Genomic DNA, 18,820 nt, shown 5'->3' with positions numbered 1-18,820 from the left:
CCAGCGAGTTGTCCTTGAGCTGGGACAGCGATTCGATGTAGCAGGCCAGCAGGTAATCCCGCTCGGTATTACCCTCACCTCCCGTGGCCCAGTCCTCCACCCAGCCCACGACTTCATCCTGGAACTGTGCGAGATCACGCATCACGCCGATATCGTCGCGCACGATCAGGCACAGGGCTTCGCAACGATCCTCGACTCCATGCTGCTTGAGCAGCTTGCCGAGCCGCGACTTGTGATAGTAAGGCTCGTTTTCCCACAGGTAAGGCTCTGCTTCTTGCTCGTAGCCTTCTTCGGGAACCTCGAGCTGGGCATCCTCAGCGAACTCGGCCACCCACTCTTCGGCCTGGGCCGTGGTGATCAGATGCTGGCCGCCACCGCTGACAGGGTCAGCGCCTGCGAGGTCGACTGCCTGCATGAAGGCATCCCGATCTTCTTCGCTCTCCGTCACCTGAGAACGCTTTGCGGCGGTCCACTGCACCTCGGAGAAACAGACGTAAAGTGTGCGATCGGTCTCGTACTCGAGCTTACCGCCAGTAATGGTGTTGCCGAAATCGCGAAACTCGTACTCGTCGAGCTGGAGGGTCTCACCATCGAGGATATAGAGGTAGCCGTTACGCAGCAGACGAATGCCCAGTGGCCGCGCCGTCAGCGTATAAGGGGTCGCCACTCCTGGCTCGAGTTCCTCGACCAGGCCGTAGCGCAAGGGCAATAGTTGTACCTTCCCCGTCAGCAATGGACAGGTCGCCCCTTCTTCGCTGCCGCGACTCGACATTTCATACGCCGCCAGTGAGGCGTCATTGCGGTCATCGGCGGGTCGCTCGAACGCAGCCATATGACATTCTCCCTATGTCGTAACGTCAGTCCGTGATGATGTGGTAGCCGCTGACAAGGCGGCCTCGAGTCGCGCCATGCCGCTCCCCTGGTCTGGATCCCGCAGCAAGTTCATCCACATTTCAGAGTTCTCGGCCTCTCGCCAAGAAGTGATGCCGAGGCACTGCATCAAGGTACAGAACAGAGCCCATTCCCGTGGGGAGGAAAACCCTAACTCCCGCGCCTCCTGCACGATGCCGGCCAGTTGCGCGTGGCGCTGAGCATGATTCGTTGCCGTCAGCCAGCCGTCACAGTGTTCATCGACGAAGCTCATCAGCCGACGGGTGTCTCGTCGCCGGTCACATGCCTCCAAGTCTGCCAACTGCGACTCCGAGAGCCGATAATCCGATGCGTCAATGGCCCGGCCATTGTCGCTACTCGCCTGTGGCGCACTTTCCTGCCAAGTTTCTTTCACCGCATCCGGCAATATCAACCGCTCAATCGGCCCCCAGGGCAACTGCTCCGGTGAGCTGGCATCCGAGAGTAGCGCCGATATGACCGCCGGGTCGGCTAGACGCAGCAGCATGGGAACCCCCAAGGGATGCCGCACCTGGATCAGTTCGCGCAGATGGTCCGCCACCTCGAGAAGTCCAGCCGAGCTAGTGATCAGGAACCCCCACTCCGCTTCGGCCCCCTGGCTGATGAACTGCTTGAAGATCGGGTCGCCAGGCCCCTTGAGCTGTACTAGCCATGGCGACACCTCGGCAACATCGGACCAAGGCGTGCCAGCGTATAGCAAGTCGGCCTCCAGGTCGCCCTCCGACCACTCGTACAGGCGCCGGGCTAGATCTTTCACGCGAACACCATCGAGCAGCAGGAACACGTTGCCTGCCTCGGGCCAGCCATGCCCGAACCCCCATGATGAGCCGTCCGAAGGCCAATACTCACTCATAACCGCTTATCCTTCGCTGCCGGATTCGCAGACCGGGCACAGCGCCTGCTGCTGCAACAGGGCGGCATGCTGCGGTGCCTTGATCGGCGTGAATTGCGGGGCGGGCTCGACCTCCCCCGGCAAGATCGGCGCCTGGGCGCTCTGCCCGGTGCCCGAGCCGGGGCTGCCGCCGGAGTTGATCTTCACGCTCGGGCCGACGATGGTCACGCCGCTGGGGTCGAGCTTCACGAAGCTGCCGCCGGCCTTGAGGGTGATCTCGGCGCCGGCCTCGACCACCACCTTCATGCCGGCCTTGTGGTGCACCTCGCTGCCGGCCTCGACGAGCTGGGAACGGCCGATCTTCTCGTGGCGAGTCTGGCCCACGCTGAGGTGGTCGTCGCCGTCGATCTGGCTGCGGCGTTCGCCGTGCACGGTGAGGTGGTCGTCGCGGTCGAGCTCTTCGATACGATCGCGCTTGACCTTGAGGTGGCTGTCGCGGCGAATCTCTTCGGTGCGGTCGTTCTCGGTCAGCAGTTCCAGATCCTTCTGGGCATGTACCCAGATCTGCTCCTGGTCGTGCTGGTCCTCGAAGCGCAGCTCGTTGAAGCCCTCGCCCTGGTGGGTCTGGGTGCGCAGCACGGTGCGGGTCTTGTGTTCCGGCAGCGAATACGGCGGGGTGTTGACCGCGTGGTAGGTGCGCCCGGTGATCAGCGGCTGGTCCGGGTCGCCCTCCAGGAAGGAGACGATCACCTCGTGGCCGATGCGCGGAATCGCCATCATGCCGTAGCCGCCGCCGGCCCAGCCCTGGCTGACCCGCAGCCAGGCGCTGGCCGTCTCGTTGGGCTCGGCGTAGCGGTCCCAGGGGAACTGGCAGCGCACCCGGCCGTGTTCGTCGCAGTGGATCTCCTCGCCCTCGGGGCCGACCACGAAGGCCACCTGGGGACCGTCGACCCGCGGCTTGGGCCGCGGCACGGGGCGCCAGGCGGCGTCGTCCGGGGTCAGGCTCAGGGTGTTGTGATAGCGCGTCATGCCGTCGGCCTGCACGGCGTCCTCGCCCAGCGCCTGGGGCTGCTCGCCCTCGTGGACCACCTTGATGACCTGCCAGCCGCGATTGAACTCGCCGACATCGTGGTCGGCCAGGCTGAAGCGCGTGCCCGGCGAGAGCTCCGGCAGGTCGCTCTCGCCGTCGAGGGTCAGGGCGTCGTGGCGCAGGTGCTCCAGGCGATGGCGGGTGAAGGCCTGGCCCGAGGCGTCGGCCTTGTAGCGGCCCGGGTAGTCGTAGTGCTCGTAGTCCTCGCGCTGGCTGTGCTGTTCCAGCCGCTGGCCCTGGTGATCATGAAGCTGGCCATAGGCCGGCTGCTTGAAGCTGTAGTCCTTGAGCTGGGCGCGGGCCGGGCGCACCCGGGCGGTCTGGGTCAGCCGGCGCAGGTGGCGCTGGGGGGCGCTGCCGCCGGCGCGATGGTGATAGGTGCGCTCGCCGAGCCCGGTGAGCACCTGGGGATCGTCGGCGAACACCAGCCGGTGGGCGCCGAGGTCGGCGTCCTCGAACTCATGGAAATAGAACAGCCCCTCCTCGGCGGCCAGCCGTTCGACGAATGCCAGGTCGGTCTCGCGGTACTGCACGCAGTACTCGCGCTCCTCGGGCTCGCGGGTCACCGCGAAGGCCACGTCGGTCAGGCCACGCTCCTCGCACAGGGTGTTGATGATGGTCAACGGCGAGACACGCTGGAAGATCCGCGAGTTCTGGCGCAGCGAGAGGCGCCACAGCGCCGGGCGGATGACCGCCTCGTAGTGGCTGCGGCGATGGCCGCGGTCGCCGCGGCCGAACTCGGCGACGATGCCGTGGACCCGGCGCTGGGCGACGCCGTCCTGCCACACGGTGAGGCTCGCCGGGCGGTCGAGCAGCGCCTCCGGCGAGAGATCCGGCGAGCGGCTGGCGAAGCGCACCCGCAGGTGGAAGGGCGAAGAGAGCGACTCCTCCTGGGTGAAGTCAATCACCGCCAGCTCGGTCTCGCCCGGTGCCTGGGAAACGCCCGCCAGGCTCAGGGTGAACTGCAGTCCGCTGCGGTCGGCCATGTCAGCTGCCCTCCCCGCTGGCACTGCCGATCACCACGCCACCGCAGTCCACGGCATGCCCGGTGAGCGCCACCGGCTTGCCGTCGACCAGGATGCTGCCCGAGCCGCCGGCGATGGCGCGCGGGTGGGTGCCATGCTCCGGCTTGTCGTGGGGCGCCAGGGGGTCGCCCTGGCGGGCCACGGGCTTGCCGTCGATCATCACCGTGGGGCTGCCGGCGGTCACCGGCGTGGGGGGAAAGCCCTCGTGGTCGGTGCCGAGATCCCCCAGCAATACGAACTTGCGTCCCATGCGTCGTCCTCCTGCCGATGCGCGTCGCCGCTCAGGCGCCACGCATGCGTTCGCGTTGATCGTTCCACTGCGCCGGGGCCTCGAAGCTGGCCACCCCGCCGGCGTCCACGTGCATGCGCCGGAAGCCCGCCGCCTCGAGGCTGGCCGGGACGGCCCCGGCCAGCGGCAGCCGGGTCTGCAGCGGCGTGCCCCGAAGCTCGCGGCGGGCGGCCAGCAGCAGGCGGGCGCCGTGGCCGCGGCCCTGCCATTCCGGGGCGATGAAGAAGAAGCGCAGCTGCCAAGCGGCCTCGTCGTCGCGCCGGCAGACCAGCAGCATGCCGAGCACCGGCCCGTCGCCATGGCGCAGCGCCAGCAGCCGGCCCTGCCAATGGGCGACCTGGCCCGCCTCGCGCTGCAGCCAGAGGCCGCGGTGGACCACGAACTCCAGCGAGCGGCGCAGGGTCTCCAGGCGGGCCTCGTCGCGCAGCACCCAGGGCGAGAGCCCCTCCGCCTCGGCGCGCCGAGCCGCCTCGAGCAGCAGGGGAATGTCGGCCTCGCCGGCCGCGGCCAGCGCCGGCACCGCGGCCTCCCGCGGTGCGACGACGGCGGGCTCGGCGCTTGGCACGGTCGGGCCCGCGCCCATCCAGCGTTTAAGCGTCGCCAGCATCGTCACGCTCTCCTTCGGCATACAGGGCGGTGGGCAGGCGGAAGCCCGCCACCAGGGACCGGGTGAAGGGGTTGCGCGGCCCCTCGGCGGTGAGGCGGTAGCGCATGCTGCCGCCGTCGATCTGGAAGCGGAGCTCCAGCTCGCGCTCTCCCGCGCCGGTCAGCTGGGCCTCGTCGAGCAGGCGGAACCAGGCCCAGGGGCCGTCCCGGCGCAGGCTGCGCGGCGAGCGATTGACCTCGCTCGGCACCAGGGTGATCCGGCTCTCGTTGCTGTCGCGCAGGCCGTTGGGCCAGATCATCGGCACCCGGCGGCTGACGCCGTGGGCATAGTCGATCAGCTGGCCGTCGACGCTGATCACCCCGCGCCGCTTGTCGGCGCTCAGGCTGAGCGGCTCGAGGCTGAAGGCCACGTCGAGCACGCCATCGCGGTTGAGGTAGGCCTCGCGGATGCGCTCGGCGCGTTGCATGGCCTCCATCACCCCACGCCGCAGCAGCGCGTCGCCCCCACGAGTCCGGAGGGCCTGAGGCGCGCCCTCGATGAAGGGCTTGAGGTTGCGCTGGTAGAAGGTATCGAGGATGCCGTCCGGGGCGAAGAAGGCCTCGAAGTCGGCCAGCGCCACCTCCCGGGAGGCCTGGGGGGCCAGCGGGTAGCGACCGGCCAGGCGCTGCTGGAAGGGCGCCACGACCTCGTCCATCCACTGGCGCTCGAGGTGGCGCACCGCGCTGGCCATCAGCAGCTGCCAGCTCTGGTCGGCCAGGCTCTCGAGCATCCCGCCCACCGGCGCCGGGGTGTCCTCGGCGATGCGCTTGAGCCGCGCGATGGGGTCGCCGCCCTGCAGCGAGAGGCGGTCACGGGCCACCTCGAAGGCGCTCTGGCCGCGATCCCCGGCCTCGTCGACCCGGCGCAGGTAGTCGCGCAGCTCGGCGACCGCCGCCTTGATCTCGTCGAGGTTCGAGGGGTTGTCGCCGCGGGTCTCGGTCAGTTCGTGGAGCGGGGCGAAGTGGCGGGCGATCTCGCTGGCCAGGCGGTAGCGTGGCGAGCGCTGCAGCGCCTCCTGGGCGGCCGCGTCGTCCTCCGGCAGCTCCGGGTAGAGCTCGGTCTGCTCGGCGACTTCGCCGAGCAGGCGGTCGAGGGGCCGGCTCGCCCCGAGCAGGCCGTCGGCGACCAGCACCGCCTGGTGGATATCGGGCAGTGGCACCAGGCGGATGTCGGCCAGCGCCTCGCGCCAGGTGACGTGATAGTCGCTGGCGTAGCGCTCGCGCAGCGCCTCCTGCAGGCGACGCCGGTCGGCCGCGCTGAAGTCGATATCATCGCGCTGGCCGAGCACCCAGGTGTCGATCAGCGCCAGCTCGGTGGCCTGCTCCAGCCGGTCGAGGAAGTAGCCCTCGAAGCCGTCCCGGGTGAGCAGCCCGGGGATGCGCACCCGCTCGGGGTCGTCGTCGCGGGCCATGAACACCAGGCTGAAGGCCGGGCCGACGCTCGCGCGCAGGTCGAGCCGGGCCCCGCTGCGCCGGATGCTGCCGGCCTTGAGGGAGGCATAGACCCGCTCGGCCATGGGCTGACGGGCCAGCTCCTGCTGGGCCGCCTCGATGCTGCCCTGCAGCGGTGCCATGGCCTCGCGGGCCGCGAGGTCGCCGTCCGCGGCATGGCCGGCGAGGTCGGTGTAGGCCAGGGCATAGTCGAGGTGGCCGAGCAGCCGGCGCTGGACATCCCCCTGACCGGGAAAGGCCTCCTGCCAGCGGTCCGCCATGAAGGCATGCACCCGCTCGGGCTGGCGGCCACTGGCGTCGGCCATCATGCGCAGGATGCGCAGCAGCGCCAGCTTGTCGTTGCTGCCGTCCGGCGCACGGTTCATGTCATCCATGATGCCGATCATCAGCACCGGCAGGAACTGCCGCTCGAGCAGCTGCAGGTAGGCGTTGTCGACCTCGACGCCCAGCTCATGGCCCTGGTAGAGGCCCATGTCGGCCAGCAGCCAGGGCCGCGAGCGGTAATCGCCGAATTCCAGGGTGGCGTCCAGCAGGCGGTCCAGCGGCTCGAGCAGCCCCTGGCCGGTGGGGTCGTCGCTGTGCCACTGGCCCGGCCGCACGGCGAGGAAGGCCTCGGCCTTGTCCTCCACCGCGACCAGGGCCTGGGCGTTCTTCTGGTAGAAGTGGTACCAGCCGCCGACCATGGCCGCGCCGACGAACAGGCAGGCCAGGCCAGCGACGCGCCGCACGCGCCGACGGCGGCGCGCCGCCCGGGCATTGTCGCCGGCCAGCCCCGACTCGGGATAGATGATCCGCTCGAACAGCTCCTCGGTGAAGTAGAGCGCCGAGCGCGCCGCCCGGTGCGCCGGCTGCACGCCGTCGGTCATGCCGTAGCGCCGCGCGGCGGCGTCGACGAAGGGATCCTCCGGCACGCCCTGCTGGTAGACCGAGGTGAAGTAGGCGCCGCGCACCAGCGCCGCGGTGGAGAAGCGATCGCTGGACAGCGCCTCGCCGAGGAAGCCCAGCAGCACGTCGCGCAGGCCGGCGAGCTGGCGCACGAAGCGGAACACCGCCTCGCGCTCCTCGCGGTCGCGGCACTCGGCGAGCAGGCCGGGCAGGCTCTGGTTGAGCCGCTCGAGCATGCCGTCGTAGGCCTCGGCGAACTCGAGCTCCCAGCGGCCGGGCTTGTCGAGGGAGGCCGGGGAGAAGGTGAAGCCCAGCGGCGCCCGGCGAGCGGCCCGGGAATAGTGACGGAAGAAGTCATCGAAGCCGTGCAGCAGGTCCATCTTGCTGAAGGTCACGTAGACCGGCAGCCGGCTGCCGTGGCGCTCCATCAGCTCGCGCAGCCGCGCCCGCAGCAGCGAGGCGTAGGCCTTGCGCACCGCCACCTGGGCGTCGCTGAGCCGCGCCAGGTCGAGCACCAGCACCACGCCGTCCAGCGGCCGGCGGTCACGATGGCGCCCCAGCCAGTCGACGAAGTGGTTCCACAGCCGGCTCTCGAGTTCCGCCGGTTCGCCGCCCTGCAGCGCGCCCTGGGTCAGCAGCTCGCCGTCGGGATCGATCAGCACCGCCTTGTCGCCGATCCACCAGTCGAAGCCCAGCCGGCCGCGCTTGCCCTGGCCGGAGGCCTTCATCACGTGGGTCAGGGCGAAGTTCTGCCCCGAGCGGTTGATCAGGCTGGTCTTGCCGGCGTTCTCCACGCCCATCACCAGGTACCAGGGCAGCTTGTAGCGGGCGTTGGCGCCGCCGCCGAGGCTCTCGGTGAGCTCCTCGAGGGTGGCCTCCAGGCTCTCCTCCTGGCGCTCGAGCTGGCCGAGCACCGGGTCGAGCTGGCGCTGCTCGTCGTGGCGACGCTGCTCGTCGAGGGTGCGCAGGCGCCGCGCCAGGCGAATGCCCCACACCACCGCGACCACCCCGGCCAGCGCCAGGCTGGCCAGCAGGCGGTTGACCCAGGGCCCCAGCGGCCGAGCGCCGAAGGCCTGCCACTGCGGCCCCAGCCACCAGATCGCCACCAGCAGCGCCACCACCAGGGCGGCCCACAGCCATACGCCCAGGCGCTTCAGTCCCCTCGCCCGGTTGGCGTGTCCCCGTGCCTGGTTGAGCTGGCTCTCCGCCCGGGACATCCCGGGCATCCAGCGGGCCAGGCCGGCCTTCACTCGTCTCCACATGAGCCTTGCTCCCTCGTCCCTGTCGATTCTTTTGCGTCGCCGTGCCTCACGCCTCGAGCGCCGATGCCAGCCGGGCCGGCAGGGCCGGCTCCCAGCGGTCGAGCTCGAGCGGTGTCACGGCGTCGTGCAGTGCCTGATAGTGCTGCCGGGCCAGGGCGGCGAGGCCGGCCTCGTGCAGCAGGTCGGCGCTGGCCAGGCGCCAGTAGACGCTCTCCCGCGGCGAGTGCGCCGCCGCCAGGCCCTCGTCGAGGACCGCCAGCGCGGCGGCCAGCCCCTCCTCCGCCAGCCGTTCCCGGGCGGTCTCCAGGCCCGCCTGCCAGGGGTCGCCGCCGCCCCCGGCCGGTGGCGCCCCGGCGCCGGGGCGTGCCTCGAGCCAGGCCCGGGTGGCCGGGTCGAGGAAGGCGCTGCCATCGCTGAAGGTCAGCGCCTCCAGTCCCGGCAGCCGGGCCAGGAAGCGCTCGGCCTCGTCGCGGATCGCCTCGGCGCAGCGCGGATGCTCGAGCTTGCCGGCCATCTCGGCGCTCAGCCGATGGCCCTCGAGCCAGTAGGGGGCGAGCGCCAGGCTGTTCTCGATGCGCTGCCAGTCCGCGGGGGTCGGCCGCCCGCCGGCGGCCTCGCGGTACTCCGCGGCGCGGTCGGCGGACACCGGTGCCAGTTCGGTACGCTGGCCGTCGCGGGTCATCGGCAGGCCCTGGATGGTGTGCCAGATGGCGTGGCGTCGCAGCCGGTAGCCCAGCGCCTCGCCCGGCGACTGGTCGTTGAGGAATTCCGCCATCTTGAGCAGCGCCTGGCGGTTGCCTCGCTCGTTGCCGGCCTCGAGGCGGGCCTCCGGCGCCCGGGCCGCCGTCGCGGCCGTCTCGGCGGGCGCCCCTCGCGGGCCCTCGCCCGCGGACGCTGCCGGGGCGGGGGTGGCCGGGGCGGGATTCGCCGCCGCCGGCGTGGCCTTGTCCAGCAGCCGCGCGAGCTCTTCCAGCGCCGGGTCCGGCAGCGCCTGCTCGGCGACCCGGTCTCGCAGCCGCGCCAGCGCGTTCCGGCAGGCCTGGTGCTCCTCGGCGGCGCCCTGGAAGTCGAGCGCGCCGGCCAGTGTCACCGCGCGCTGGGTGAACTGCTGGAAGAGCTTCGGCCGGGCCCGCTTGCCGCGCGCTCCGGCATAGGGGTAGGCCGTCTCCCACCAGCGCGCGAGGGCGCCGTCGAGCAGCGCTAGCGACAGCGCGAAGCGCACCGCGTCGCCGCCCTGCTGCAGGCAGTGCAGCAGGTGGCCGAGCACCCGCAGGTCCTTGCCGGTGTCGGCGAGCAGCCCCGCGGCCCGGGCCTCGGCCCCCGGCCAGTCGACCTCGCCGTGCTGCAGCGAGCCGACCTTCATCATCTCCTCGTCGAGCCAGGCGAAGGCCTCGGTGTCGGTCACCGGCCGGCCGACGCCGTCGGCCAGGGGGGCCAGCAGGGGCTCGAGCTGGGCGTCCTGGGTGATTCGCATGGGGATCCTCGTTACCAGCGGCACATGGCGCGCAGCGGGGCGACCGCCGAGCGCAGCCCGCTCAGGTCGAAGCGCAGGCCGTCGATGGCGGGCCGCTCGCTGGCCAGGGTCAGTTGCTCGGTGCCCAGCAGGCGTTTCAGGGTGGCGATGGCCGGCAGGCCGCGGCCGCCGCTGAGCACGTGGCCGGCATCCAGCACCCGCCAGGTCTGGTCCAGCGCGACGCCCGCCCCCTGCAGCCGCAGCGGCGCCCGCGGGGCCTCCAGCGGCTCGCTGAGGTGCAGCTGGAAGCGGGTGATGGCGTCGTCGCAGCTGATCACCAGCAGCGGCCGGGGCGGCACCGTGCCGAGCGCCGGGGCGCTCATCAGCACGGTATCCGGGGTCTCGCGGACCAGCAGGCCGACATCGTCGGCGGCCCGCTCGGCCTCCTGGGCGGCCACGTCCTGCCACAGCGGCGAGCGCGGGTCCTGCTCCTGCGCCGCGTCCGGGCGGTCGCGGAACAGGGCGTCGTAGCATTGCAGGCGCGCCAGCCGGGAGCTCTGCGCGGCACAGGCCCGGGCCTCGGCGAGACGCGAGTCCTCGGCCTGGACGGTCGGGGCGCCGGCCAGCAGGGCAATGGCCAGGCCGGCCACCAGCCAGCGGCCCGGGGCGCCCGTCGTGGGGGCATGGCGTGTCGTCAGGGTCGCGATCATGGGGTATCCAGTTGCAGCTGTCGGCACTTGTGGGCCAGGGTCCGCTTGGGCAGGCCGAGGCTCTCGGCCGCCAGCGAGCGGTTGCCGTCGAAGCGGTCCAGGCGCTGGCGGATCAGCGTCGCCTCGTAGTCGCGCAGCGCCCGGCGCAGGTCGGCGACCTCCTCGCTGGCCCCCCGCAGCGGCGCGGCCTCGGCGCCCGCCGCCTCGTCGGGCTCCCGGGGCAGGCCGGCCGGCGGCAGCGCCTCGGGGACGATGTCCTCGCCGTCGCGGGTCATGGCACAGGCATAGTCGATGAGGTTCTTGAGCTCGCGCACGTTGCCGGGGTAGTCCCGCTCGCCGAGGGCGCGCAGGGCGGCGCGGCCCAGGCCGATGTCCTCGCGGCCCTCGCGCCGGCAGAAGTCGGCGATGAAGGCCAGCGCCAGCTCGGGGATGTCCTCGCGGCGCTCGCGCAGGGCGGGCAGCGCCAGCGGGAACTGGCCGAGCCGGTAGTAGAGGTCGGCGCGGAAGGCCCCCTCGCGGATGCGGCGATGCAACGGCTGGTGGGTGGCGGCCACCAGCCGCAGGTCGACGCGGCGCTCCTCGCTGGCCCCCAGCGGCCGGTAGCGGCCGCTCTCCAGCACCCGCAGCAGCTTGGCCTGCAGGGCCAGCGGCATGTCGCCGATCTCGTCGAGGAACAGGGTGCCGCCGTCGGCCTGGCCGAGCAGCCCCTCCCGCGCCCGGTCGGCGCCGGAGAAGGCCCCCCGGGCATGGCCGAAGAGCTCGGATTCCAGCAGGCTCTCGGGAATCGCCGCGCAGTTGATCGCCATGAAGGGCCCCTCGGCCCGCGACGAGACCTCGTGGATGCCGCGGGCCACCAGGTCCTTGCCGGTGCCGGTCTCGCCCTGCAGCAGCACGGCCAGGTGGGTCTCGGCGGCGCGCACCAGCTGGTCGCGCAGCGCGCGGATGGCCGGCGAGCCCCCGCGGATGTCTTGCCCCAGCCGCTCGCTGAGGCCGCGCCGGCGGGCCCCGTCGTTGAGCTTGGCCAGGGAGTCGCGCAGCAACGCCTGGTGCTGGCGCTCGTCACGCTGGCGGATCTGCCAGGCCCAGAGATGGCACCACAGCGTCTCGAAGGCCTGGAAGTCGGCGCTGGCCAGCAGCGGCTCGAGCTCGGCGGCCGGGCCGGCCAGGGCCAGCACCCCGAGCCACTCGCGCTGCCCGTCGCGGGCGCGCAGCGGCTGCACCACCAGGCGCCAGGCCGCGGGCAGCCCGGCGACCGCCTCCTGGAAGGCCTCGTGATCCAGCCGCGAGCGGGCCTCGCCGAGCCCCAGGGCCAGGCGCTCGCCGCGGCGGATGGCGTGGGCATAGGGGTGGCGGAAGTCGTCGCAGGCCAGCCGCGGACGGTCGTCGTCGTCGCCCAGCCAGCGACCGCTGGCGTCCAGGGCGAGACAGCGCACCCAGGGCAGGCCCTGGCGGTCGCCCAGCAGCGCGACGCCGCGCCGGCGCAGCTCGGCCGGCGTGCGGCTCTCGACCAGCCGCAGCGCCTCGCCCATGCCGACCAGCGCCGGGCCCGACGCGGTCGCTCCTCCCGCCTGCAGCACGCCGTCCCTGCTCACGTCATGCCACCTCCGCGGCGAAGTCATGCCCGTCGACGCCCAGCGTCACCCGGGTCACCGGCTCGCGGCGCGCCATCCGCTCGAGCAGCGCCCGCGAGACCGGCGGCAACAGCTCGCCGTCGATCACCGACTCGAGCATCCGCGCGCCGTTCTCGCTGCGCGTGGCCCGGGCGCAGATGGCCTCGGCCAGGGCCGGGTCGAGCACCACCTCGGCCTGGCGGTGGCGCTCGCGGATGCGCCCGGCCAGGGTCTCGAGCTTGGCGCCGACGATGGCGTGGAGGATGTCCCGGGACAGCGGCAGGTAGGGCACCACCTCCATGCGCGCCAGCAGCGCCGGCCGGAAGAACTCGGCCAGCACCGGGTAGAGCGCCGCGTCCATCGCCGCGCGATCGTCGGCGTGGCGCACGATGGCGTCATGGCCCAGGTTCGAGGTCATGAAGAACAGCACGTTGCGACAGTCGATGGCGCGCCCTTCGCCGTCGGCCAGCTCGCCCTTGTCGAAGGCCTGGTAGAAGAGGTTGAGCACGTCCGGGTGGGCCTTCTCGACCTCGTCGAGCAACACCACCGAGTAGGGCCGCTGGCGGATCGCCTCGGTCAGCAGGCCGCCCTCGCCGAAGCCCACGTAGCCCGGGGGCGAGCCGATCAGCCGGGAGACGGTGTGCTTCTCCTGATACTCGGACATGTTGATGGTGGTCAGGAACTGCCGCCCGCCGTACAGGCTCTCGGCGATCTGCACCACGGTCTCGGTCTTGCCCACGCCGCTGGGGCCGACCAGCAGGAAGGCGCCCAGCGGGCGACCGGGACGGCGCAGGTCGGCGCGGGCGGTGAGCAGGTGGCGGTGCAGGCGCTCGATGGCCAGGTCCTGGCCCTTGATCAGCCGGCCCAGCGCCTCGGGCAGCTCGGTCAGCCGCGACAGCTCATCGCGGGTCATGCGCTCCACCGGCACGCCGGTCCAGTCGCCGATGACCTGGGCGACCTGGGCCTCCTCGACGCTGGCATTGACCAGGGCGAACTCGTGCTGCAGCTCGGCGAGGCGCGCCTCGTGATCGGCCAGGCTCGCCGCCTGCCGGTCGCGGCGCTCGAGATCCTCGTCCTCGCCGTCGAGCAGCTCGCGATGCAGCCCGACGATCGCCTCGACGCAGTCGCGCTGCTCGCCCCAGGCCGTCTCCAGGGTTCCCAGTTCCTCGCCCAGCCGCGCCAGGCGCGCGTCCAGGGCATCCAGGCGACCGGCCTCGGGGGTTCGCCCCAGCAGCGCCTCGCGGTCGAGCTGGTCGCGCTCGCGCCAGGCGGCCAGGTGCTCGCTGTTGAGGTGGCTGAGCCGCCGCGGCGGGGTGTCCAGGGCCTGGGCGAGCCGGGTGCAGGCGGTATCGAGCACGTCGATGGCCTTGTCGGGCAGCTGGCGGCCGGCCAGGTAGCGGGCCGAGAGCTCCGCGGCGGCGCGCAGGCCGCTGTCGCCGATCAGCACGCCGTGGGTCGCCTCGTAGACGTCGCGCAGGCCGCGCAGGATGACCAGCGCCTCCTCGACGCTGGGCTCGCCCAGGGCGATGGGCTGGAAGCGCCGCGACAGCGCCGGGTCCTTCTCGACGTGCTTCTTGTACTCGCGCCAGGTGGTGGCGGCGATGGTGCGCAGTTCGCCCCGGGCCAGGGCCGGCTTGAGCAGGTTGGCGGCGTCGGCGCCGCCCTCCGGGTTGCCGGCGCCGATCAGGGTATGCGCCTCGTCGATGAACAGCAGCGTCGGGGTGGCGGCCTGCTTGACCTCCTCGATCACCGCCTTGAGGCGCTTCTCGAACTCGCCCTTGACCGAGGCGCCGGCCTGCAGGGCGCCGAGATCCAGCGACACCAGCTCCACGCCGGCCAGCGCCGCGGGCACCCGGCCCTCGACGATGCGCGAGGCCAGCCCCTCGACCACGGCGCTCTTGCCGACCCCGGCCTCCCCCACCACGATGGGATTGTTCTTGCGCCGACGACCGAGGATGTCGAGCATCTGGTCGATCTCCGGGTCGCGGCACAGCACCGGGTCGAGCTCGCCGCGGCGGGCCTGCTCGGTGAGCGAGGTGGCGAAGCGCGCCAGGGCACCGTCGTCGCCGCCGGCGCCGCGCGCCGCGGCCTGGCCCTCGGCCTCGGCGCCGGGCACCGCGGCCTCGGCGGAGTCGCGGGTCAGCCGGGCGAAGTCGCGACGCAGGCGCTCGCGGTTGATGCCGGCCAGCAGCCGCTCGCCGCGCGGGCCCAGGTAGCGCCCGGCATGGTGCAGCAGGGCGGTGAAGATCACCCCGCTGCGCAGCGCGCGGTGGTCGAGCTCGGTGCTCGCCAGCAGCCAGGCATCCTGCAGCAGCTCGACCAGCAGCGGCGAGAAGCTCGGCGTGGTGACCTCCAGGTCGCGGGGCGGCCGGGCGTCCTCGGCCAGCGCGCGGCGCAGCTCGGCAAGCGCGATGCCCTCGCCGTCGAGAAGCACCCGCACATCGCACAGCGGCTGGTCGACGAACGCCAGCAGCAGGTGGGAGGCGCCGACCTCGGGGGCCTGCTGCTCGGCGCACAGCGCCGCGGCCGCCTCGAGCCCCTGACGGGCGATGGCGTTGAGTCGGTCGATCAGTGCCGGTAGCTCTACCCTGAGCATGGTCTCTCCCTCGGTGTTGCCGTCGATGGCTAGTTGATGATCCGTTCCAGCAGCCGGCCGACCTGGTCGGCCTGGGTATCCAGCGACCACGCCAGGCCGGCGTAGACCGTCGCCAGCGCCAGGGCGAAGAGCGCGACGATGCCCCACAGCGGCAGGCCGTCGCCCTGGCGGCGCGGGGCGGTGACCACGTTGTCCAGCGGGCGGGTCAGGCCCTCCTCGCCGGGCTCGTCGAGGGCCGCCAGCTGGTCGCCGAGCTCGCGCAGGATCTGCTCGTACTCCTCGCGGCCGTGCGGCATGACCCGGTAGCGGCCCTCGAAGCCCAGGCACAGGCACAGGTAGATGAAGGCCAGCATGTCGCGATAGCGGCGGGGCTCCTGGCGCAGCCGGGAGAGGATCGAGAAGACCTTCTCGCCGCCCCAGGTCTCGTTGTGGAAGCGCGTCAGCAGGGAGTGGCCCGCCCACTCGCTCTGCTGCCCCCAGTCGGTGCTCATCACCGCCTCGTCGATGAAGGAGCACAGCACGTAGCGGTAGGCCAGCAGGGTCGGCCGGTCGTAGCCCTGCTCGGTCAGCTCGACCTCGATGGCGGCGATCTCGTCGACCACCTGGCGGTAGAGGCGCTCGATGTCGTCGAGCTGGTCGAGCTGGCGGACCCGGACCACCATGCCCAGCAGCGAGCTGGCGGCATCCACCAGCGGATTGAGGCTGTGGCCGCGCAGCCGGAACCAGTAGTCCTCGTCGGCATCCAGGTGGCCGGCATGGCTGTGGATCAGTCGCTCCAGGCCCTGGACATCGATGCTGTCCTCGTGGCGCCGGGCGTCGTCGCGGGTGGCGAGTTCGTTCATGGCTTAGCTCCTGATCGCCCAGAACTGCATTTCCAGCCCCGGGAAGTCGCCGGCGACATGGAAGGCGAAGCCGCTGGCCCCGCGCAGCATGCTCCAGGCCTCGCTGTGCCGGTCGAGGCGGAAGTAGGTGTAGCCGGCATGGTAGGGCAGCTGGCGCGGCGCCACCGGCAGCGGCTCGAGGGGGATGCCCGGCAGCTGCAGGCTGATGAGGTCGCGGATGCGCTCGACGCTGGCCACCTTGGTCTGCTGCACGAACAGCTTGCGCAGCCGCTCCGGCGGCAGGTCGGCGCGCACCGCGAGGATGAAGTCGGCGTCGTCGAGCAGGCTGAGGTCGGCCAGCGTCGCCACCTTGAGGCCGAAGCGCCGGGACTGCAGCTGGATGGCCAGCGCCCGGGGCTCGAGCACCGTGGACAGCGACTGGCGCAGGCTCTGCATCAGCGGCCGGAAGGCGGCCTCGGGATGGTCGTGGTCATAGGCCGGGTACTCCGGCGGCAGCCGCGATTCCCCGGTGAAGGTGGTCAGCTCGCTGCAGGTCTCGAGCATGCTGGCGTAGAGCCGCTCGGGGTGCAGGTGGCCGAGCCGGGCCAGGTGCTGGAAGCGCGGCTGGGCGCGGTTGAGCGACTCCAGCAGCATGAAGTCGGCGACATCGGCCACCCCGGTCTGGCTGGGCGTGGCCAGGCGCTGGGCCAGGTTGCGGGCCCGCTCGCGCATCAGCCCGGCCATCTCGCCGACGAAGCGCTGCAGCACCGGCGCGGCCTGGACGTTGAGCAGGGTCGGCAGGAAGCCCTCGTCGAGCACCAGGCTGCCGTCCGGGCGCCGCTCGAGGATGCGCGCCACGGCCAGACAGGCATAGGCGCTGCGGTCCTCGTTCTCGAGCAGCAGCCGCGGGGCGACCCGCGCCAGCTCGAGGTCGGCCAGGTCGCCGTCCGGGGAGTGCAGGTCGCGTACCCCGCGGGACGCGGCCCGGTAGCGCGAGGGCAGCCCCGCGGCCTCCCGGCTGACCTCGGCGACCCCGTCGGTGGCCAGCGGCACGCCCAGGTAGACCACTTGGTTGGTGATCGAGGCATCGCTGATCTCCAGCGGCTGGGGCTCGAGGTCGTCGTCGGGCAGCTGGAAGGCGGTGCCGTCGGGCATCACGCCGCTGGCGCGGCTCAGGGCGATGCGCCCGAAGCTCAGGTACTCGGCGTTGAGCTCCAGCGACAGGAAGCCGTGCAGATGGCCGCCGACGCCGCGCAGGCGGCTGTCGATCAGGCCTTCCAGGCTGCGCTGCTGCTGCTGGAAGTGCTGAGGCTTGATGAACAGCCCCTCGCTCCATACCACTCGGTTGCGACTGGCCATCAGGTCTCCTTCCGCAGCGCGGCCTCGTGCTCGTGCAGGTGCACCAGCAGGTGATAGTCCCGGCCCCGGTCGTCGATGCGCACGACCTTCTTCCACTGCGCCTGATCCGGCTCGGCATAGAAGGCGATGATGCCGATGTAGCGGGTGTCCTCCTCGACCTCGAAGGGCTCGTAGAACTTGAACTGGCCGGGCAGTAGGGTGAAGTCGTCATGGGCCAGGTAGTTGGTGCCGAGCGCCTCCTCCAGGTCGTCGCGCAGCTGGCGATGGTCGGCCGCCATCAGCATGGAGTCGTCCTTGAGCTGCAGGATCTGGAAGCGCAGCGGCGCGCCCTCCCCCTCGCCGTTGGGATTGACGTCGCCGGCGGCGAGCATGCTCAGGTCGACCCGCGACGGCCGGTCCTCCGGGTAGCCCACCGGAATGGAGGGATCGCGCACCACCTGGTAGGTCTTGCCGGCGGCCTCGAAGGTCGAGGCGCAGCCGCCCAGCGCCAGCAGCAGCGACAGCCCGACGACCAGGCGACGGCTCAGGGTCACGGCCCGGGCGGCACGGGGCGTCATGCGCCCTCCCGCTGCTGGCGGCGCAGCGACTGGTCGTAGCCCTGCTCGAAGACCTCCCAGAACAGCTTCTCGAAGCCCTGCTGGCGGCCGGAATTGAGCTCCTGGTAGTAGTGCCGGTACATCTCCCAGGCCCAGCCGCCCTCGTCCTCGCCCTGCCGGCCGGCGCCGCGGTAGGCATGGAAGCGCTTGAGCAGCGCGTCCGGCGAGAAGGCCTCGAGGATCGCGGACAGGGCGTCGCCGATGGCCTCCTCGACGGCGGCCTGGTGCTGCTGCTGGTGCTCCAGGCACTCCGCCACCGCCGCCGGGGCGGAGAGGTGCACCGGGCTGCGCTGGGCCGAGAACAGCGTGGTCAGGGTCTGGGCGTAGGGCTGGCCGAGGCGCAGCGGGTTGTCCTCGATGGGTTGCAGGCGGCGGTCGCGCAGCGGATAGCGGCTGCCGTCATGGGCCTGGTGCAGCGCCAGCAGCCCTTCCATGGTGGCCCGCAGGGTCCGCCCGGCCTCCTCGAGGAAGGCGTGCTGCTCGGCGCTGTCGCGAAAGCGCAGTTCGCCGCCCAGGGTGGTGAGCAGCGGCGAGGCGCCGATATGGCCGACCTCCCCGCCCGCGGCCGGCTCCTGCCAGCGTTCCTCGAGCTGCTCGCCGACCGAGCGTTCCAGATCGTTCAACAACCGTTCGTCCATGTGCGGGTCCTCGTATCGTCGGTTCAGCGGTGCCGCCGGGGCGGGCAATGGCTCGCCCCGGCCGTCCAGGGCTTCGAGCAGGCCGTGGGGGTCGTCCTCGCCGGCGACCTCGTCGTCGGCCAGGGCGGCCAGGGGGTCCTGATGGCGGTGGGCCGGCGAGGCGTCGCCCAGCGCCGCCAGCGGGTCATGCTGGGGCGTCGGGGCGAGCGCCGTGGCCGGCGGCGCCTCGGCGGCGTCGAGTCGCTCGTGCTCCTCGTCCACCAGGGTCGCCAGGGGCTGCACGCCGGCGCTGTCGGCCTGGCGGTCGCCCAGGTGCACGCGCAGCCGGTATTCCCCGACCTGCAGCTCGTCGCCGTCGCGCAGCGCCACCCGGCGCTCCCGGCCGATCGGCAGGGTCGCGCGGTTGACGAAGGTCTGGCCGCAACGGTCGACCAGGCAGAAGCGCCCGTCGAGGCGCTGGATCTCGGCATGCCCCGGCCGCACCCGGCCGGCGTGGTCCTGCAGCAGCCAGTCGTCGGCCGTGGCGCTGCCCAGGCTGCCGCCGGGCGAGCGGAAGACGTGACTGCTGGTGGAGCGGCCCTCGAGCCGTTCGCTGTTGATGACCACCAGGGTGATGGCCTGCTGCGTGGGCGTCGTGTTCATGGGAGG

14 protein-coding genes are annotated in these 18,820 nt (G+C 72.0%); all 14 read right to left on the bottom strand.

Annotation, left to right across the window (positions count from 1 at the left end; translation table 11 throughout):
• A partial coding sequence (locus QWY76_RS00735) for a toxin VasX (protein WP_290309198.1) occupies window positions 1-832 on the bottom strand: 832 nt, incomplete at its 3' end.
• Window positions 833-844: 12 nt separating this feature from the next.
• On the bottom strand, window positions 845-1,693 hold the full coding sequence (locus QWY76_RS00730) for a DUF4123 domain-containing protein (protein ID WP_290309197.1): 849 nt from the start codon (window positions 1,691-1,693) through the stop codon (window positions 845-847).
• 75 nt (window positions 1,694-1,768) lie between these two features.
• Entirely contained in the window at window positions 1,769-3,817 is a 2,049-nt protein-coding gene (locus QWY76_RS00725) for a type VI secretion system Vgr family protein (protein ID WP_290309196.1), read from the bottom strand.
• A gap of 1 nt (window position 3,818) precedes the next feature.
• Window positions 3,819-4,106, bottom strand: coding sequence for a type VI secretion system PAAR protein (locus QWY76_RS00720; protein ID WP_290309195.1), 288 nt, complete (start codon window positions 4,104-4,106; stop codon window positions 3,819-3,821).
• A gap of 31 nt (window positions 4,107-4,137) precedes the next feature.
• Window positions 4,138-4,752: a GNAT family N-acetyltransferase gene (locus QWY76_RS00715; RefSeq protein WP_290309194.1), complete on the bottom strand. Its 615-nt coding sequence runs from the start codon at window positions 4,750-4,752 to the stop codon at window positions 4,138-4,140.
• A complete protein-coding gene (gene tssM / locus QWY76_RS00710) occupies window positions 4,736-8,389 on the bottom strand; it encodes a type VI secretion system membrane subunit TssM (RefSeq protein ID WP_290309193.1) in 3,654 nt (1,217 codons plus the stop codon). The genes QWY76_RS00715 and tssM overlap by 17 nt, the downstream gene beginning before the upstream one ends.
• A gap of 46 nt (window positions 8,390-8,435) precedes the next feature.
• Window positions 8,436-9,863, bottom strand: coding sequence for a type VI secretion system protein TssA (gene tssA / locus QWY76_RS00705; RefSeq protein WP_290309192.1), 1,428 nt, complete (start codon window positions 9,861-9,863; stop codon window positions 8,436-8,438).
• An 11-nt stretch (window positions 9,864-9,874) separates the two neighbouring features.
• On the bottom strand, window positions 9,875-10,552 hold the full coding sequence (gene vasI / locus QWY76_RS00700) for a type VI secretion system-associated protein VasI (protein ID WP_290309191.1): 678 nt from the start codon (window positions 10,550-10,552) through the stop codon (window positions 9,875-9,877).
• A complete protein-coding gene (locus QWY76_RS00695; RefSeq protein ID WP_290309190.1) occupies window positions 10,549-12,144 on the bottom strand; it encodes a sigma-54 interaction domain-containing protein in 1,596 nt (531 codons plus the stop codon). Before QWY76_RS00695 ends, vasI begins: the two co-directional genes overlap by 4 nt.
• Before the next feature lies 1 nt (window position 12,145).
• A complete protein-coding gene (gene tssH, locus QWY76_RS00690; protein ID WP_290309189.1) occupies window positions 12,146-14,758 on the bottom strand; it encodes a type VI secretion system ATPase TssH in 2,613 nt (870 codons plus the stop codon).
• A gap of 29 nt (window positions 14,759-14,787) precedes the next feature.
• Complete coding sequence (icmH, locus tag QWY76_RS00685; RefSeq protein ID WP_290309188.1) at window positions 14,788-15,600, bottom strand: type IVB secretion system protein IcmH/DotU; 813 nt, start codon at window positions 15,598-15,600, stop codon at window positions 14,788-14,790.
• 3 nt (window positions 15,601-15,603) lie between these two features.
• Entirely contained in the window at window positions 15,604-16,938 is a 1,335-nt protein-coding gene (gene tssK, locus QWY76_RS00680) for a type VI secretion system baseplate subunit TssK (protein ID WP_290309187.1), read from the bottom strand.
• The gene (gene tssJ, locus QWY76_RS00675) at window positions 16,938-17,495 is read right to left on the bottom strand and encodes a type VI secretion system lipoprotein TssJ (RefSeq protein ID WP_290309186.1); all 558 of its coding nucleotides are present in this window, start codon (window positions 17,493-17,495) and stop codon (window positions 16,938-16,940) included. Before tssJ ends, tssK begins: the two co-directional genes overlap by 1 nt.
• Window positions 17,492-18,814, bottom strand: coding sequence for a type VI secretion system-associated FHA domain protein TagH (tagH, locus tag QWY76_RS00670; protein WP_290309185.1), 1,323 nt, complete (start codon window positions 18,812-18,814; stop codon window positions 17,492-17,494). Before tagH ends, tssJ begins: the two co-directional genes overlap by 4 nt.
• Window positions 18,815-18,820: the final 6 nt, after the last annotated feature.

Origin of the sequence: Halomonas maura, assembly GCF_030409305.1 — a bacterium.
Taxonomy (GTDB): Bacteria; Pseudomonadota; Gammaproteobacteria; order Pseudomonadales; family Halomonadaceae; genus Halomonas; species Halomonas maura.
The sequence above is the reverse complement of the archived record's forward strand: the minus strand, read 5'-3'. Positions and strand labels throughout refer to the sequence as shown.

Bases quoted from the DNA above. Each gene is read 5' to 3' on its own strand.
- QWY76_RS00725 (WP_290309196.1), bottom strand. From the start codon at position 3,817: ATGGCCGACCGCAGCGGACTGCAGTTCACCCTGAGCCTGGCGGGCGTT.
- QWY76_RS00720 (WP_290309195.1), bottom strand. From the start codon at position 4,106: ATGGGACGCAAGTTCGTATTGCTGGGGGATCTCGGCACCGACCACGAG.
- QWY76_RS00715 (WP_290309194.1), bottom strand. From the start codon at position 4,752: ATGCTGGCGACGCTTAAACGCTGGATGGGCGCGGGCCCGACCGTGCCA.
- tssM (WP_290309193.1), bottom strand. From the start codon at position 8,389: ATGTGGAGACGAGTGAAGGCCGGCCTGGCCCGCTGGATGCCCGGGATG.
- tssA (WP_290309192.1), bottom strand. From the start codon at position 9,863: ATGCGAATCACCCAGGACGCCCAGCTCGAGCCCCTGCTGGCCCCCCTG.
- vasI (WP_290309191.1), bottom strand. From the start codon at position 10,552: ATGATCGCGACCCTGACGACACGCCATGCCCCCACGACGGGCGCCCCG.
- tssH (WP_290309189.1), bottom strand. From the start codon at position 14,758: ATGCTCAGGGTAGAGCTACCGGCACTGATCGACCGACTCAACGCCATC.
- icmH (WP_290309188.1), bottom strand. From the start codon at position 15,600: ATGAACGAACTCGCCACCCGCGACGACGCCCGGCGCCACGAGGACAGC.
- tssK (WP_290309187.1), bottom strand. From the start codon at position 16,938: ATGGCCAGTCGCAACCGAGTGGTATGGAGCGAGGGGCTGTTCATCAAG.
- tssJ (WP_290309186.1), bottom strand. From the start codon at position 17,495: ATGACGCCCCGTGCCGCCCGGGCCGTGACCCTGAGCCGTCGCCTGGTC.
- tagH (WP_290309185.1), bottom strand. From the start codon at position 18,814: ATGAACACGACGCCCACGCAGCAGGCCATCACCCTGGTGGTCATCAAC.